This window comes from Caballeronia cordobensis (genome assembly GCF_001544575.2).
Classification (GTDB): domain Bacteria; phylum Pseudomonadota; class Gammaproteobacteria; order Burkholderiales; family Burkholderiaceae; genus Caballeronia; species Caballeronia cordobensis.
Genome location: NZ_FCNY02000005.1, coordinates 123,096 through 138,421, shown reverse-complemented (window position 1 = coordinate 138,421; position 15,326 = coordinate 123,096). Strand labels below are relative to the sequence as shown.

Sequence of the window (15,326 nt, the reverse complement as noted above, 5' to 3'; positions counted from 1 at the left end):
GGCTGTGGGCGGCTGCACAACGCTGCCGAAGAGAGCCGGCTGTCGCAACGTCGCGCATGGAACCGCTCATGAGGCTCCATGCATCATCGCAGGGTTAGGTCGAACGTTTGCCGGCAGTACGCGAGCTCTTAGCAATTTCGCTGCTTACGTCCAGCACGGCGCCGCTCGTTTCCCGCGCCGCGTCTTTCACGGAATCGGCCAGGTCCTTTACGAGTGCGCTCGACGACTGCGAGGCAGTATGCACGTCATCGGCTGCGGCCTTCGACATGTCATTGAACTTGATGCCGTTGCATTCGTATTGCCGACGCACTTCGCCAACGATGTCGTCTTGCGTGGACTGCACGATCGATATTACATGCTGGCCATAAGAAGCGGCCTTTTGGGGAAACTGTGCGAGCATGATCGATTGCCAACCGAGCACGTCACCCGTACTGGCTTCATTCCCCGCATTCAGAAGGGCGTTACTTTCCTCGACCATTTTGCGAACTGTTTGTACATTCAGTTCAGCAAGCGCCTGCAGGCCGCCGGCGAACGTCCCGCTCATGTTGAGGAACGCTTGCAGCTTGGCGCGCGCGAGCGACGGCATCTGGTATGCGAAGTAACCGGGATACTGAAACATTGACCGCTCCTTGTTGAAAGTCGAATGGAACTCGGTAAAGGACGAAGCGCTGCATGAAAGCGAAGGCAGTTGAGCGTTCCTTGCAACACTGCGCGAATGATCTCCGGGTGGGTCTCATGAAGTCACAACGATATGAGCGCTGCGTATCTCCGCAATAAAAAATGCGGCAATACGCGGTAGCAGTGGACCGTACCGCACCGACGTTTGAGACGAAGGTGACAGCCGGTGGTTCCTTTCCCGTTGGAGGAAATTTTAAGCACGCTCGGGCGGTACTCGCTGTGGGTAGTCGCGCCCGATGAGCAGCAAGCGATTGGCCAACGCGTCAAAGAGTTTCCGTTCGGAATGTGCGGCGTTGCGGCTCGATCCCGGTAACTATGTTCACCACGCAGCCGCGGCGGGTTGGCACGTCGTTTGCACTTCGACCGCTGCTTTCAGGATAACGTCCGGCGTCGAACCGACCAGGCCTTTGTCATCGTGCCACGCTATCCGGGCATCGCTTAGGTCAGGACAAGCCAAGCTGCGTTGGGGCTACGAGAACTTCGCTATTGGCTCACCGAGCGGTCGTCGTCGAAGGTTTGAACGCGTCCTTTCATTTTATGCGCGACTCATAATCAGGAACACAGATGAGCTCATTCGACCCGTTTAGTCCCGCGAACGCGTTCTGGTCACTTTTCGGATTCGCGCTTGCGCCCTATGGAGCGCAATTTCTCGAAGGCACAGATGCAGCGGTTGCAAGCCCGCCTGATCGCGAGCAAAACCCGCAACGGTGTGGCGAGGATGCGCAGCAGGTAAATCCCGCGTCGATCCCTGTTATGCCAATAGTTTCGTCGCCGACTCTGAAGGAAGCGCCGACTGCTCTTCGTGGGAACGGTCTCGGTTCGATCGAACCACCCCATTGGTTGAGCCAACACGTCGAGGTCTGCGATGAAACGCAAGCTTTCAAGGTATATATCCCGAGCATTTATTGTGGCCAGTCGCTCCCGCTAATTGTCATGTTGCATGGGGCGCAGCAGGACCCCGACGATTTTGCGCTGGGGACTGGAATGAATGCGGTGGCAGAAGAGAAGGGCTACATCGTCGTCTATCCCGAGCAATCGGAGAGCGCCAGCCTGCTGCGCTGCTGGAACTGGTTTCGACCTGAAAACCAAACGCGCGACCGCGGCGAAACTGCGTTGATTGCTGCCCTCACACGCCATGTCATGGCGACATATAACGTCGATCGCGCTCGCGTGTATGTGGCTGGGATGTCGGCCGGTGGCGCGATGGCTGTGAATCTTGCGGTGACACATCCAGATCTCTATGCTGCCGCTGCCATTCACTCGGGTGTGGCGTTTGGGGTTGCAAACGAGCACCTATCGGCGCTTTGCGCAATGAACGACGGCAAGGGCAAAATTAGATTGCCCACGTCGATGCCCGACGGGAAAAAGTGGCGCACGGTGCCGTTGATCGTCTTTCACGGAGATGCTGACGACACGGTGCATCCTCGCAACGGCGAACAGATCGTTGCGATGAACCGGACCGTGCATGGCGACTTCGGCGACACGTCTGTCGAGTCGATGCACAGCAATCCAGGTGTGGGCGTCCACGCTTCCACTCGGCATGTTTTTCGTGACCAGACCGGCGCGCTGGTCGGCGAGCAGTGGATTGTCCATGGCCTTGGCCACGCATGGTCGGGAGGGTCTCCCGATGGTAGTTATACTGACCTGCGCGGCCCTTGCGCGACGAGGGCGATTGTCAGATTTTTCGAACAGCACTGGCTTGACGTGTGACCGCTTTGGGACAGAAGAATATTGGATCAGTGAATACCAGTCCGCTGTTGTGGGATCGCTCGAGACCGAAACCGAGAGCACGAAGCAAGTAGGTGGCGCCGTTCAGCACGACGGGTTCCGAGACCCCACGACGAGATCCCGTGGTTCACGGATGAAAAGAAAAGCGCGATCACAGATAGACGACTTGACGCAGCCTATTGAGTGAAACCGGCTTGCCATAGGCCCTGATTGCGCCCGGAATCGTCATACATGCAAAAAGGTATCGACAGAAGCGACGATTCGTCGCGTAACGGGCTGCCAGTCCGGCGCGACAATACGTGGATGGCGCAAGAAGCGTTGCGGATGATAGTGGCTAGACTCTAGCCCTGCACCTGCTGTCAACGTTGCAACGGCGTCAAACTCATCTGCTAGCCTGAATCCAACTGCGCTCCTCGCTTAGCGAAGTAGAGGAAAGGGAGCACCGGCCCGCTGAACGACTGACTATCGAATGGAGCTCATCAATGTCGACGTGTTTCGCCGTACTCCATCCTGAAGACGACCAAATTCTGCAGTCTTCTGAACACAGCATCTTGCAAGCAATCGCTGATGAAGCCAGCCTGGAGTTTGAGCCTGGGTTCGCGGGACGGAGCTACCTCGAAGTTCCGGGAAATGAGGATGTAAAGCACGCGGTGGAAGCGCGCTTGGAGCAGAATCACATGTCCTTTAGCGTCTTAACCCGTATCGCGTACTAGCTTCGAGTCGCCGCGCCAGTTCGTTCGAACGCCGATAAACGCCTCAGATCGACGGGTGTAAAGTGGTCGCCATGTGACCGCAGTTACATGATTTCGGAGCTACTATGATGGCCTGTGGGCGGGGGCGAGAAGCGCTCCAAGCGCAGAGCGTCGTCGACGCGGCAAGGAGGGCGACATCGGCATGGCAGACAAGTCAAAAGCGCGCTACCTAATTTCTTCCGAGACCGCGCAGGAAAAGGCGAAGGTTCTGCAGGAGCTGGCCGGCGGCAGGAACGCGTTGAGCTCGAATCAGGCGCTTGAGGCAGTGGCGCGAGGATGTGGGTTTGAAAGGTTGCGCGAGTTGGTCGCTACAACCGCGAAGTTGGCGGCGGGCGAGGCAAATTCCCTTGACATCTCGGCGAGCATGCTGGCCGACGACGAGCACGTCGACGCGGAGACACTGTTAGCGCGCCGCGCGCTACAGTTGGAAACGGTTCGAGGGGTCATTACGTGTTCCTATGCCCGGGCGCAAGAGCTCATGATGCTGTGGGCGCTCTCCGGCAAGGCTCACGGTTTCGAACCGGCTCCGGCAGAAGCCGTTGGAGCGGATTACCCTGAGGAGAAGTCGGAAGGCTCCATTGTCGATAGTGGTGCAGAACTGGCGCTTGAGGAAGTGCTCAACGATGCGCTCTTTGCGGCGATGCAGGAATTCGGTCCTGATGAGCCGCCGCATACGCCTCCCGCTACGCCCTCTGCACCGGTCGCGGTGAGCTACAAGAAGCGTCGCTTACCCGTCGATGAACGGTAGGTGAGCAGAGGTCAGTGAAGTCATGAATAAAAACTGCCCTACGTGCTCAAATTGGTTTTAGTAGAGTCCAGCGCGAGCGGACGGGCCGCGTTGATTGCAAAAGCCAGGCGCTTTCAAGCGGCTGCGATCGCCGCTTCCAGGGTTGCAACGCCGTTGAAGTGCACTCATGCGGCACCAAAGTGCGGCGCTCGCAGCGGCAATCTCATGCCGATTCGATGTTAATTAACGACTTCCGGCGCCGGCATCGTCGTTGTCGTCGAAGGCGAGAGCTTTCGAGCAGCCGTTTTGCGGGCAGACGTCTTTTTCGCAGTGGCTGTTGCCTTCGCCGAGGCCGTCGTCGCGGCCTTCTTCGCAACCGCAGGCTTCTTTGTAGATGCAGCAGTCTTCTTGGCGCCAATCTTCTTGCTCACGGCGCTGACCTTCCGTGCAGCTTTCGTTTTGATTGTCGCGCCGGTCGCCGACCCATCCGAATTGGCGGCAGGAGCTTGCTCAATCAGAAACTTGGTTCTGTCATTTGCGGAAGCCAGCCACTTGGGAGCAGGGCCCCGACCGCTCCAGGTGGCTCCAGACTCGGGGTCGCGATATTTTGCAGGCTGCGCGCCCTTTGGTTGCACTTTGCGAGCGGGAGCATTTGCGCTGAATCCGGAGATCTTCTTTGCCGGAGAAGCGGTATTGACGCCATCGATGAGGAATCTAGTCCGGTCTTTGACGTCTTTAATCCACGCCGGCGGTCGGGCATGCCCGCTCCACGTCTCGCCAGTTTTCGGATTTCGATACTTTGCTGGCAATTTGCCCTTGTTAAGGGTTGACGTTTTGACGCCTTGATTGGAGAGAGCGCCACCGCGAGCTTTTGCGTCCCTTCTTGCTTTCGCCTTGGCTTCGATGTCTGCGGTAGTAAATCCGTGTTTCAACATCAATTCGCGTATCTGGTCCACTGCAGCTTGCGCATTCTTGGCGACGATGGCCTCCGCTTGCGCTTGCAACTTCTTCATCCGGGCCTGGATTTGTTCGAGAGTAGCCATGCTCGCCTCCGTGTTAGGTAACACGCGAACTATGACACACCCCTTAATGAATTAGTACGGTAAGCGTTCGTTTTGAAACGAAGGCGGGCCAGTTCAACGGCGAACGAGGTCCACCGCGACCAGACCCGCCTTCTTCGGCTTCCGCATTATTTGCTGGCGTCAGCTTCGCACTTTTTCATGAACGACGTTTTCGCAGCGCCGGCGAGCGGCTTTCCATCTTTCCCTACCGCTTTGCTCGCGCACGTCGCGGATACAGTCGTCTTGTTGCCAGCTTCACACTTCTTGACGAATGAGTTTTTGGCCGCACCGGACAGGGGTTTGCCATTCTTATCGATTGCTTGAGCTTCACAGTTCGACGCTGCTGCGGTGGGCGCGGGTTTGGCGGTTGCTGCGGCCGGGGCGGACGTTTGGGCGCACGCGATTCCAACCGAGAAGAACGCTGCCGTAGCGACTGCAAAGAACCTGTTCATGAGTAGTCTCCCAAGATATAAGGCTGAGCGCCTTGCTTGAATTAACGCTCGGAAAGCTGTGACGTTGACGCTAGACACGAGAATTCGTTGGTGCCGCGCCGAATCGGTCGCGCCGTTGCCGCTTCGTTAATGGCCTTAACCAACCGCTGAACCCAAGGGGCGCATGGCTCATACGTGCCCAGAACGATAGCCAAGCGACAATTGGTAGGGTTTCTCGCTAGCATCCACGAGCGGTTTTATGAGAACGGCTGAACCGGAACACACACGCAAGGATAGAATCGTTTCATGCCCGCTACGGCAGTTGCCGTTCAGTTGGTGAGGAGCAATGCTTGCTTGCCAAGGAAAGGGAGGAGAGCATGCATGTAACGACAACGAGCCGTCTGCTCACTTGGATTTGTCTGACTGCCTTCATATCAGCGTGTAGCGTCGCGCCTGTAGTTGCGACGAAGAAGCCAACCGAGGGAAGCGCGAGGGTTCGGGCAGAGATAGAAGCCGCGGTCGCGTCATCAGACTCGGAACTGACCAGGGACAGTTCGGCCGCCAACGGGCGTCGGCAATCAACGGTTCAGTGCGACGCGGTTGGTAGTATGTTCGTTTGCACGGATGGTCAGGCGATATGCTGGTGGAATCGCCGTACAGGCTACGGCTGCAACTGATGGCAGGTTGCGTTGAGAGCTATATTGCGAACACGCCGAGACGGTAGCGCCGACAGGCGCTCGTCGCCAGCGGCTCCCTTCAACATCGACCATTGAATAGGCCGTTTGGGCGTCGCGGGCGACGAGAGTTTCGTTCACCTCTTGCAGTCCGGGGGCATCCGCTTGGCTGATCAGCTTCGTCCAGCATCTACCTGACGGCATTCGGGAACAGCCAGCCTATGTCGGAGCAAATATCACTGCGCCGACATCGGAGATAAGCGTGAAGCTCCGGAAAAACCGGTACGTTTGATCGCCGACAGTTATCCGGTTCAAACCGACCTGAGTGAGTTCAAGTAGCTCTTCTGCGACCGCCTTCGACATTGTCCCCCGGCGACTCAATTCGCTTTCCTCGTCGGCCGGGTTGCCAATGTAGATTGAACAGATTTCGGCGTCGCGGCGCATCAGGACCACAGACTTCCCGCGTTCCAACGCGATTTCCAGATATGAGGCCAGCGTGCGCAGCGACTCGGAAGGGTGCCCTTCGGCGTCGAAAGTCGAATCTATGGCGGTTCCCATCTTGCTGTCTCCGTCCAGGAATGTGGGTTCAGCACCCCCAGCTTACTCCTAAGATGGACGTCCGTCGTCCTTGCAGGCAACTCTCGTCTATGTGGTTTCGAAGTTGTGGCGACGGGCCTAGGACCGGTCCTTGCGGGGCAGCATAATGCGTTCAAGCAGTGCAGCCGTTTCCTGCTCTGCGTTCTCGCGAAGCGCCGTCGGGTGCCCGACGACTCGAGCGCGCTTGACGGTCTTTCCGAAACTTAACGGAGCGTAGTTCGAAGCGTCGGTACTAGCGAAGCACGCCATGATGTTTTCTTCCAGTGAACTCAGTCGGTCGAGGGACGCTTTAAGACGGAGGCTGAAGGTCGCGACGAGCGCTAAACCCGCGAACATGGCACCCGCCAGACGCGTGAAACCAAAGGAACCCCACCCAACGCTATCGGTGCCGACGGTCCAAAGCAGAGCAGAGGCCAAGACTCCGATTCCGGAGCCGAACGCCACGCCTGCCAACGCCACGCCTACGGCGCGAGTCTCACCGAGAAGCGCCTTGATATTCGCTGTTCGGAAATCGATGTTTGAAGGTGGCGCAGACACGTCTTTCTGAGCTCCCGTTCGTGTTGAAGGAGTCTTACGATGCGTCTTAGGATAGGGCCAAGCCGAGTCTGCGTCCGTCGGCTAGACCGGACGTGACGATGACCGACGCCGCGCGCCGTAGCAATATCGTCGTGATGCCCGAAGCGGGCTTGCGCGCATGGCTCGCGGGGACGGCTTAACGCGCGCGACGCACTGGGGCAATCGCTCTTTCACGTCGACGCACCCGCATTCGCGCACGCGACGCTGACGGCCATGCTCGCAGACGCGGAATCTTCCGTGGTCGACGCGCGCTGAACGGCGGACGGGCGACGCTCCGATCGTGTACGGGATGAAGACGTTTTGAACTCCCAGCATCACTCCGATGCGGCGCGCATGAATCACAATGTCAGTTGTCTACTCGCTTGCCGACGTCGAGGCAGCTACGGTCCGCGTGGCCGAAAAGGGTCCGACAAAGGATGGTCGTTTCGCTAGAAACAGTCATCCAAGGACGCGTCCAAAACTTTGGCCTGCACGGCGTGAACGGCCTAGCTTTCGTCGGCAGTTGTCTTCTCGCCTGCGGCCTCAACCTGCTGCCCTTCAAGCACGTCGGAGTAGCTTTGCCAGAAGCCGCGCCCTTTCGACTTCGCAACATACATCGCAGCATCCGCGGTGAGAAGCAGGTCGCGCGCGGAGGTGCCGTCCTCCGGAAACTCGCTGATGCCGACACTTGCCCCCACCGTTACGCGTCTCCCGGCGATGGGAAGATCCTCATCCAGCGCGCGGACAATCCTTGCGGCGACATCCACCGCGGCGCAGGAGGAATACGCGCCTTCCACCAGCACGACGAATTCGTCGCCGCCCAGTCTCGCCACCGTATGTCCCGTCGAAAGCAGCTGCCGCAGACGGTGCGCTATGGCCACGAGAACGGTGTCGCCGATCGAATGACCGAACTGGTCGTTGATCTGTTTGAAGTGGTCGAGATCGACGAACAGCACGGCGAGCCGCTCGTTCTTCGCCGTCGCCTCCTGGACTGCTGCGTCGAGCCTTTGCATGAACAGCATGCGGTTGGGCAGGCTCGTGAGCACGTCGTGATTGGCCAGATGCGCGAGCTGATGCTGCTTGTCGTGAAGCGCGTCCACCTGGGCCTTGATCTCGCGCCGCATGCGATCGAAACAGCGCGCCAGCATGCCGATCTCATCGGTGCGCTTGAGCGGCAATGCTTCAGTCACGCTTTCGGCGAAGAAATGCGTTGCTGCGTCCGTGAGTATCTGCAACGGCTTGGTTAGCGCGCGTGCAAAAAGGATAGCGAGCAGGAGCGCCGCCACGCTCGAAAACAACACGATGCGCACGATCCGGTCACCGAGCAGATTCGCACCGGTAAGCACGCCAGAGAGCGGCTTGCCGAGTCCGAACACGACAAAGCGATTGCCTGCGGTCGCGCCGAATGGCCGCCTCACAAATGCGAGCACGTCGTTGCGCGCTTGCTCCGGGTTGGTGAGCCCATTGATTAGCACGCTGTTTTTCGCTCGATCGAAAAGCGGCTTCGTCGCGGCGAAGCTTTCCTGCATGAACACGCGGCGTCCTTTGTCGAAGCCAAAAGCCTGCGAGGAATCGGGATGAACGAGAAAGTCGCCCCATTCGTTAGCCAGATACACCTGATAGTCGGGAGGCAAATCGGTGCTCAGCAGTTTGAGCAGGACCGTGAGATCCACGTCGAGGACCACGACGCCCACGACACCGCCCGCGGGCGTGGCGACTGGTGCGGCGAGGCGCAGGATGGGCCTGCCTTCGGCGTAGTGCGCGCCGTACTCGCGATTGATGGTGATCGGCCCGATGTACACGCGGCCGGGCGCCAATGCCAGCGTGTCGAACACATAGGCGAACTGGCCCTTCTCCTGGAGATTTGCGCCTTGGACCTCCACGATGCCGCGTGTGTCGCGATCGAAGCGAATCCTCTCGAGCCCGAACTGATTGCGCGCAATGAGCCGCGCCTGTAGATACACGGGATGATGCAGCATGAAGCTCGAGAAGACCTGCGCGAGCCGTGTCCGATCCGCCTTCGTTTTCATGTCCTCCGCTGACTCGGCAACGAGCGCCGAGGACGGCATGGTGGCGAGCACGAGCACGTCAGCCGCCATGTCGTCAATCGAAACGGAGAAGCGCCGGCCGAGCAGTTCCGTAGCGGTGAGAAGGTTGTGTCCCGCCTCGCCAACCAGCAGGTTGCGGTTGGCGCGATACGCGTAGTAGCCGGTCGACCCCGATGCCAGCACGCCGATCAGGGCAAGCAACAACGACAACTTCACTGTCAGTCCGGGCCGCATCATGGAAAGCGCTCCGGCCGGTCGCCGGACACGATCCGGCTCCATAGCGACTCGCGCACCTCGATGTTTTCCACGGGCTGGATCCAGATGAGATGGGCGCTGTCGCTGCTGTAATCGGGTGGCGGGATCAACGTGTTCGCAAGACCCTGTCGTTGCGTGAGCACTGCGCTCACGTCGGGTTCAAGCATGTAGTTGATCCAGGCGAGCGCGAGTGGCCGGTTCGCGGCAGCTCGAGTCACGGCCCAGCAATCGAGCCAGGCAAGCGCACCCTCTTCGGGAATGACATAACCGACATCTGCACCGGCCTTGCGCAGCAGCGCGAGTTGCTGGGTGCCGTAATTTCCGAACATGAGCGCGGCTTTGTGCTGAATGAAAGCCGCCGTTGCTTCCTCGGGCACGGTGTAGTAGGTGAGCAGATTACGGCGCAAATCGACCAGTTTTCGCGCGATCTTGCGTGTTTGCGCGTCGGTGAGCTGGAACGGTTGCGGATACCCAAGTGCGAGCGCCGTGAACGAGAAGTTGTGCTGCGCGCTGTTGAAGTCGAGCACCTTGCCCTGGTAGCGCGGATTCCATAGCTCATTCATGGAGCGGGGCGCAACGGGAATTTGCTTGCGATCGTAGATCAGTCCCATCGACGAATACGTATAGGGAATCGCGTAGACTTCGCCGTTCGCGGTGAGTCCGTTGATCGACGAGAGCGCGCGAAACCGCGGCAATTGCCGTTGCGTGTTGGGGAGCTCAGCCAGATCGAGAGGCGTGAGCAGGTTCTCGAGCGTATAGCGCTTTATCTCCGCGGTGTTGGCCGCCAGTACGTCGAACTGTGACTTTCCGCCCGCGTGCATCTTGATCCACAAGGCTTCGTCGGAGTCTACGAGGGTCACTTCGACGCGTGCGTTGAAGCGGGATTCGAAGGTCTTCACGACGTCGGGGTCGGCATAGCCCGGCCACGCGAGCACGCGCAGCACGTTTTGCTGGGCGAGAGCCGGCATGCCGAATAACGCCAGTGCGACGAAAACGAGCGTCGCTCCGGAAGCGCGAGACGAAAGATGGATCCACCGACATACGCGCTTTACGATCGCGTATGTCGGGAGGAGCAGCATGCTTCTTCGATTGGGCAGTGAGGGACCGAGGCCCATTTTGTCCGTCCTTTTGCCGTCGCTTGAAAGAACAACACAAAGCGCTTTCCAGGACGGGGCGGCACGTGACGTGCCTGTTCTCTTCCCGTCTTGTCGCGCGCTTGACATTAGATTTCTTTGCCGTCGTGCTCGACGGCGATTTTCGGTCCGCTGCACCTTCGAACTACGACCTGGCGCGTCGCGTATAGCACCATGTCAGGCTTGATTCGAAGGAGCCAAATACCGGGGCGACCCGAATCCTGAATTAACTCCATTGCGTTTACGGTTTCCCGGCGAGGATCTTTAGCGGCGCTGGATCATTCGAACGTTTTAGGCATTCAATTACCGACCATTCGCTGACCGATACGAGCGGCCTGCAGCATCGAATCGCCTTGGTGAGGCCGGCGCCAGCTATCGCGTGCTTTGTCTGGACGGGTCGTCATTTCGCTACACTGCGCACTTCCGCTGATAACCTTCCAGGAGGATGCACATGGACCGCATGGTTGCGATGGAGACTTTCGTAACAGTTGTCGATGCGGGCTCATTTTCTGCGGCCGCTCGCCGGTTGAAATTAGGCCAACCGGCCGTCTCTAAGGCAGTAGCACAGTTAGAGGAACGTCTGGGCGCCCGTCTGCTATTGAGGTCGACACGCGGCCTGGCGCCGACGGATGCCGGTCAGCGGTTCTACGACCACGCCCGCCGGGCCATCGATGAGGCCGACCACGCCGAACAGGCGGCGCGTGAGTCGTCCGATGGCCTGTCCGGACGACTGCGGATAGGCGCAGCCGTCACATTTGCCCGGCTCCACGTCTTGCCAAGGTTGAAGTCTTTCCTGGATCAACACCCGAACCTGAGCATCGATATCGTTCTTGATGACCGGTCAGTAGATTTGCTCGAAGAGGGCGTTGATGTCGCGTTGCGTATGGGCGCCCTGGACGATTCGTCCATGACCGCGCGTCGCGTGTCCACGGGGCGGCGACTCGTCGTCGGCACACCGTCATATTTCGCGGAAGCCGGACTTCCGCAAACCCCTGCCGACCTGAGCCGACATCAGGCGGTCGTTTATTCCGTGCGCGGTGGCGGCGAATCGTGGTTGTTCAGCCACGGTGACGGCTCTGACGCAAACGTAAGCTTGTCCGGCCGAATAGCTGTGAATGCAGCTGAAGGAATGCGCGCGGCGGTGCTCGCTCACCTCGGCCTTGCTGTCGCCTCAGAATGGATGTTCGCCCCCGAACTCGCGAACGGAACAGTTCAGGCCGTCCTGACTGACTGGACGTTGCCGCCGATTGACCTATGGGCGGTTTTTCCGTCCGGCCGCATGGCAACCGCGAAGACGCGTGCGTTCGTCGCGTTTGTCGAGCACGTTCTCAATGAGCGCGGATCCAGCGAAAACCTCACAGCGTAGTTGCTTCGCGCTCAGGTGCCGATTGCTTCGGTCTGCTCCCTCGCGGCAGGAATAGGAGCTATTCCTCACGGGCGACTACCGGACCACGCTACCCGAGCGGAGGATACGCATCAACCAGTGCATGAAAGCACTGGCTCCGATGCAGCGGTGCGTCCCGGCCATACAGCCAGGGAACCGCTTTGCAACCTACGTGTTGAGGAAAACCATGACCCAAGCTTTAAAAGGCAAACTCGCCCTCGTTACTGGCGCTTCGCGCGGAATTGGTGCAGCCATCGCCGCGCGTCTTGCGCGCGACGGCGCATCCGTAATCGTTCACTATGCGTCGAGCCGGGCGCGGGCCGAATCAGTCGTGAAGGAAATCCGTGATGCCGGTGGCGAGGCTGAGGTCTTCGGCGCTAACCTGTCGCAGCCCGAAGGCATCAAGAGCCTCATTGAGTCAATGAACGGGGCATTTGGCGGCCGATTCGAGGGGCGGCTTGATATCCTCGTGAACAACGCTGGCACGGTCGAGTACGGACCATTTCTCGATTCTTCGGGAACGTCATACGACACTCACTTTAATTTGAATGTTCGAGCACCAATCGAACTGGCAAAAGACGCAGCAGCGCGAATGGTCGTAGCGGGCTGGGGACGCATTATCAACGTGGGCTCGGCCTTTGGCGAAGCGGCGCCCTTGCCTGGCGTGACGCTCTACATAGCATCGAAGTTCGCTCTCAGGGGCTTCACTCGCGGGCTATCTCGCGAACTCGGCAAATACGGCGTGACCGTTAATGCGGTTCAGCCTGGCCCCATCGATACAGAACTTGCTCCGCAGCCTGGCACGGAAGACCACGCAACGATGACAAAGCTCGCAAGCGTGGGTCGTTTCGGCAAACCGGCAGAAATCGCGGCGGCCGTAGCGTATCTAGCCAGCCCTGAAGCAGGCTATACGACCGGCGAGAGCCTGACGGTCGACGGTGGATGGATTGCCTGACCCGTGCCGCCAAGGCATGTCGTTGACACTCGTGCGGCGCCGCTCAGGCAATCGCGAAGCATCGGTCTAGGGGTGCAACCTCTCGAGCGGTGATAGTCGAGGGGCTCGCCCAGAGTTGACGGAACCGATAGGGACAGTAGTCTGGACCGGCTGCGCGTCGCGAGTGCGACCGCTCTTGCTTCAGTTGCCGCCGGCCCAATGTGCTAGACCGCTCATCGATCAGAGGCCGTCGCCGGGACGTGATCGGCCTTCAAACGAAGCGCTGGCGGAAGAACTGGCCAGCTGCGGCTACAACTCATTATGCTCAATCCGCAATGGCTACACACGTTCGCGGCGCTGGTCGAACTCGGCAGCTTCACACGCGCGGCGGAACGGCTCGGTCTGACCCAGGCCGCCGTCTCTCAACATGTGCGCCAATTGGAAGATGCGCTCGGCCTGCTGGTGATACGCCGACCGCGCGCCATCGAACTGACGCCTGCGGCGCACGCGCTGCTCGACTATTGCGAAGCGATAAAAGCTGCGCGCCGGCGGCTCGATGCGCGCGTGTCGGATGCTGTAGAAGAACCCGGAGATATCGGGTTGGTCACGCCGGGAAGCATCGGGTCGGCGCTGTTTCCATTAATGCTGGAGTGGCAGGTGCAGCATCCGCAATGGAAGATCCGTCATTGTCTCGCACCAGATCCGGAGGTGCTCGACGCGGTGCTGACTAATCGATACGACGTCGGCATTGTCACGGTGAAGCCGGATGATAGGCGTCTCACCGCGCACAAGTTCATTCAGGACCCCTAGAACTCGTCGTGCCGGCCGGCGCAAAAGTTCGTGCGTGGAGCGATCTCAAAGTGCTCGGTTTCATCGATCATCCGGATGGGCGGGCGATGGCGAATCGCTTGCTGAGCCGTCGCTTTCGGAAGGACGCGTGCGTCGGAGACCTACCGTGCAACGGTTTCAGCAACCAGATCGCGCTCATCCTTGAATTCGTGTCGCGCGGGCTGGGATTCACGGTCATTCCGCATCATGCGCGGGCGGCGTTCGCGCAGCAGGGCAAGATCGAAGTGGTGGAAAGCGGTTCGCCCGTGGTCGACACCTTGTGGTTCATTTATCGTGCGGAATGGCCATTGCCTGCCCGGTGCGCGCGGGCGTTGAGGTATTTGGAGAAGCGATTGAAGGGGTAGTGCACGATGTTGGCCTGATTCGACGTTACCGCGGTCTCGCCCATGATGTCGTTTAAGCGCTGCGCCGCCGTGCAGATCTCCGTTCGATGCGGGCAGCCGATACGGTACGGCGAGTGACCGGCCGTTGCGCCTCGTAAAGAGACGCTCGGTGTACCGAGGGTCGAACGGCAGGTTGCGGACAGATTCCACGACGCCAAGGCCGCTGCTCGCCGTCGCGAACTAGTCCGAAACGCGCGCCGCCGACATCAGAGGGCGCGTTGCCCGGCACGCCACGCTGCTCACTCGGTGCGGACGCACGAGACAAAGGGCAGGGTCGCCATCGGGGATTTCAGGCGTCGAGCCGGGCCGGACACGTTGGAACAGTAGCCGGCCCGTTCAGGCCGTTCGCGTACGGGCTATTACGTGCGAAGTGCCGCAATCAGCACCTTCGCAGTGGGGCCTGATGACGCGGGGTTCTGCCCGGTGATAAGTTGACCGTCGGTAACTGTATGGACGCCCCAATCCTTGACTTTCTCGAATATTGCACCTTGATCGAGTAGCTCATTCTCAACGAGAAACGGGACGACGGTAGTTAGTCCTACTCCCTCTTCCTCGCCGTTGGTGAATCCAGTTACATGCCGGCCATTCACAACGGGCGTGCCATCCGGATTCTTCACACGATGCAGAACACCCGGAGCGTGGCAAACCAAGGCAATCGTCTTTCCGGCGGCAAGGAAAGACTCGATGAGCTTGATCGAAGTCGGATCCTCCGCGAGATCCCACATTGGGCCGTGGCCCCCTGGATAAAAGACCGTGTCGAAATCTTCTTGCTTAACGGTGTCGAGCCGAACAGTTTTCGCAAGCTGTCCCTTCGCGTCCTCATCAAGGTTAAAACGCTTAGTAAGCTCCGTCTGGAATGAGGGCTCATCGCTCTTCGGATCGAGAGGGGGCTGTCCACCCTTCGGAGACGCGAGAGTAATTTCCGCTCCGGACTCCCTGAATTCATAGTACGGAGCCGCGAGTTCCTCAAGCCAGAAACCAGTCTTCCGGCCGGTAGTACCGAGTTGATCGTGCGATGTCAGGACAACGAGGACCTTCATACTGTTCTCCCTTGTGCTTGCTTGACACGATTTCCACCTTGGACAGCGCCGAGCCATCATGGCCGACGCGCTATCAACTGAGTTGCTGACCACGCGT

The 15,326-nt window shown here is 59.3% G+C and carries 14 protein-coding genes; 6 read left to right on the top strand and 8 right to left on the bottom strand.

Translation table 11 applies throughout. The annotated features are described in order from the left end of the window. Positions 1 to 94: 94 nt before the first annotated feature. Entirely contained in the window at positions 95 to 619 is a 525-nt protein-coding gene (locus AWB70_RS11430; protein ID WP_053570193.1) for a phasin family protein, read from the bottom strand. A 623-nt stretch (positions 620 to 1,242) separates the two neighbouring features. Here AWB70_RS11430 and AWB70_RS11425 point away from each other — a divergent pair. Together AWB70_RS11425 and AWB70_RS11415 are read left to right on the top strand one after the other, a co-directional pair. Then, positions 1,243 to 2,388, top strand: coding sequence for an extracellular catalytic domain type 1 short-chain-length polyhydroxyalkanoate depolymerase (locus AWB70_RS11425; RefSeq protein WP_053570194.1), 1,146 nt, complete (start codon positions 1,243 to 1,245; stop codon positions 2,386 to 2,388). A gap of 912 nt (positions 2,389 to 3,300) precedes the next feature. Continuing rightward, positions 3,301 to 3,906: a hypothetical protein gene (locus AWB70_RS11415; protein ID WP_060854088.1), complete on the top strand. Its 606-nt coding sequence runs from the start codon at positions 3,301 to 3,303 to the stop codon at positions 3,904 to 3,906. Between the two features lie 218 nt (positions 3,907 to 4,124). On the opposite strand, the gene AWB70_RS11410 is transcribed toward AWB70_RS11415, so the two are convergent. From AWB70_RS11410 to AWB70_RS11385, 6 genes are all read right to left on the bottom strand, one after another. Continuing rightward, positions 4,125 to 4,928, bottom strand: coding sequence for an H-NS family nucleoid-associated regulatory protein (locus AWB70_RS11410; RefSeq protein WP_053570196.1), 804 nt, complete (start codon positions 4,926 to 4,928; stop codon positions 4,125 to 4,127). Between the two features lie 146 nt (positions 4,929 to 5,074). Continuing rightward, positions 5,075 to 5,398, bottom strand: coding sequence for a hypothetical protein (locus AWB70_RS11405; protein WP_053570197.1), 324 nt, complete (start codon positions 5,396 to 5,398; stop codon positions 5,075 to 5,077). A gap of 872 nt (positions 5,399 to 6,270) precedes the next feature. After that, complete coding sequence (locus tag AWB70_RS11400) at positions 6,271 to 6,609, bottom strand: hypothetical protein (RefSeq protein WP_053570198.1); 339 nt, start codon at positions 6,607 to 6,609, stop codon at positions 6,271 to 6,273. Positions 6,610 to 6,726: 117 nt separating this feature from the next. Further along, positions 6,727 to 7,185 carry a hypothetical protein gene (locus AWB70_RS11395; RefSeq protein WP_053570199.1) on the bottom strand — a complete coding sequence of 153 codons (459 nt, stop codon included), beginning with the start codon at positions 7,183 to 7,185 and terminating at the stop codon, positions 6,727 to 6,729. A gap of 524 nt (positions 7,186 to 7,709) precedes the next feature. Next, a complete protein-coding gene (locus AWB70_RS11390; protein WP_053570200.1) occupies positions 7,710 to 9,488 on the bottom strand; it encodes a GGDEF domain-containing protein in 1,779 nt (592 codons plus the stop codon). Beyond that, positions 9,485 to 10,585 carry an extracellular solute-binding protein gene (locus AWB70_RS11385; RefSeq protein WP_053570201.1) on the bottom strand — a complete coding sequence of 367 codons (1,101 nt, stop codon included), beginning with the start codon at positions 10,583 to 10,585 and terminating at the stop codon, positions 9,485 to 9,487. The genes AWB70_RS11390 and AWB70_RS11385 overlap by 4 nt, the downstream gene beginning before the upstream one ends. 505 nt (positions 10,586 to 11,090) lie before the next feature. Here AWB70_RS11385 and AWB70_RS11380 point away from each other — a divergent pair. The 4 genes from AWB70_RS11380 (at position 11,091) to AWB70_RS39245 (ending at position 14,150) form a co-directional block, all read left to right on the top strand. Further along, complete coding sequence (locus AWB70_RS11380; protein ID WP_053570202.1) at positions 11,091 to 12,005, top strand: LysR family transcriptional regulator; 915 nt, start codon at positions 11,091 to 11,093, stop codon at positions 12,003 to 12,005. 205 nt (positions 12,006 to 12,210) lie between these two features. Then, entirely contained in the window at positions 12,211 to 12,978 is a 768-nt protein-coding gene (locus tag AWB70_RS11375; protein WP_053570327.1) for an SDR family NAD(P)-dependent oxidoreductase, read from the top strand. 300 nt (positions 12,979 to 13,278) lie between these two features. After that, positions 13,279 to 13,767, top strand: a complete 489-nt coding sequence (locus AWB70_RS39250; protein WP_235024215.1) for a LysR family transcriptional regulator — start codon at positions 13,279 to 13,281, stop codon at positions 13,765 to 13,767. Between the two features lie 8 nt (positions 13,768 to 13,775). Further along, a complete protein-coding gene (locus AWB70_RS39245; RefSeq protein ID WP_235024214.1) occupies positions 13,776 to 14,150 on the top strand; it encodes a LysR substrate-binding domain-containing protein in 375 nt (124 codons plus the stop codon). A 398-nt stretch (positions 14,151 to 14,548) separates the two neighbouring features. Here AWB70_RS39245 and AWB70_RS11365 read toward each other — a convergent pair whose 3' ends face one another. Continuing rightward, positions 14,549 to 15,229, bottom strand: coding sequence for a type 1 glutamine amidotransferase domain-containing protein (locus tag AWB70_RS11365; protein WP_053570203.1), 681 nt, complete (start codon positions 15,227 to 15,229; stop codon positions 14,549 to 14,551). Between the last annotated feature and the right edge of the window lie 97 nt (positions 15,230 to 15,326).

Coding starts and splice junctions, on each gene's coding strand:
- AWB70_RS11430 (WP_053570193.1), bottom strand. CDS start 619: ATGTTTCAGTATCCCGGTTACTTCGCATACCAGATGCCGTCGCTCGCG.
- AWB70_RS11425 (WP_053570194.1), top strand. CDS start 1,243: ATGAGCTCATTCGACCCGTTTAGTCCCGCGAACGCGTTCTGGTCACTT.
- AWB70_RS11415 (WP_060854088.1), top strand. CDS start 3,301: ATGGCAGACAAGTCAAAAGCGCGCTACCTAATTTCTTCCGAGACCGCG.
- AWB70_RS11410 (WP_053570196.1), bottom strand. CDS start 4,928: ATGGCTACTCTCGAACAAATCCAGGCCCGGATGAAGAAGTTGCAAGCG.
- AWB70_RS11405 (WP_053570197.1), bottom strand. CDS start 5,398: ATGAACAGGTTCTTTGCAGTCGCTACGGCAGCGTTCTTCTCGGTTGGA.
- AWB70_RS11400 (WP_053570198.1), bottom strand. CDS start 6,609: ATGGGAACCGCCATAGATTCGACTTTCGACGCCGAAGGGCACCCTTCC.
- AWB70_RS11390 (WP_053570200.1), bottom strand. CDS start 9,488: ATGATGCGGCCCGGACTGACAGTGAAGTTGTCGTTGTTGCTTGCCCTG.
- AWB70_RS11385 (WP_053570201.1), bottom strand. CDS start 10,585: ATGCTGCTCCTCCCGACATACGCGATCGTAAAGCGCGTATGTCGGTGG.
- AWB70_RS11380 (WP_053570202.1), top strand. CDS start 11,091: ATGGACCGCATGGTTGCGATGGAGACTTTCGTAACAGTTGTCGATGCG.
- AWB70_RS11375 (WP_053570327.1), top strand. CDS start 12,211: ATGACCCAAGCTTTAAAAGGCAAACTCGCCCTCGTTACTGGCGCTTCG.
- AWB70_RS39250 (WP_235024215.1), top strand. CDS start 13,279: ATGCTCAATCCGCAATGGCTACACACGTTCGCGGCGCTGGTCGAACTC.
- AWB70_RS11365 (WP_053570203.1), bottom strand. CDS start 15,229: ATGAAGGTCCTCGTTGTCCTGACATCGCACGATCAACTCGGTACTACC.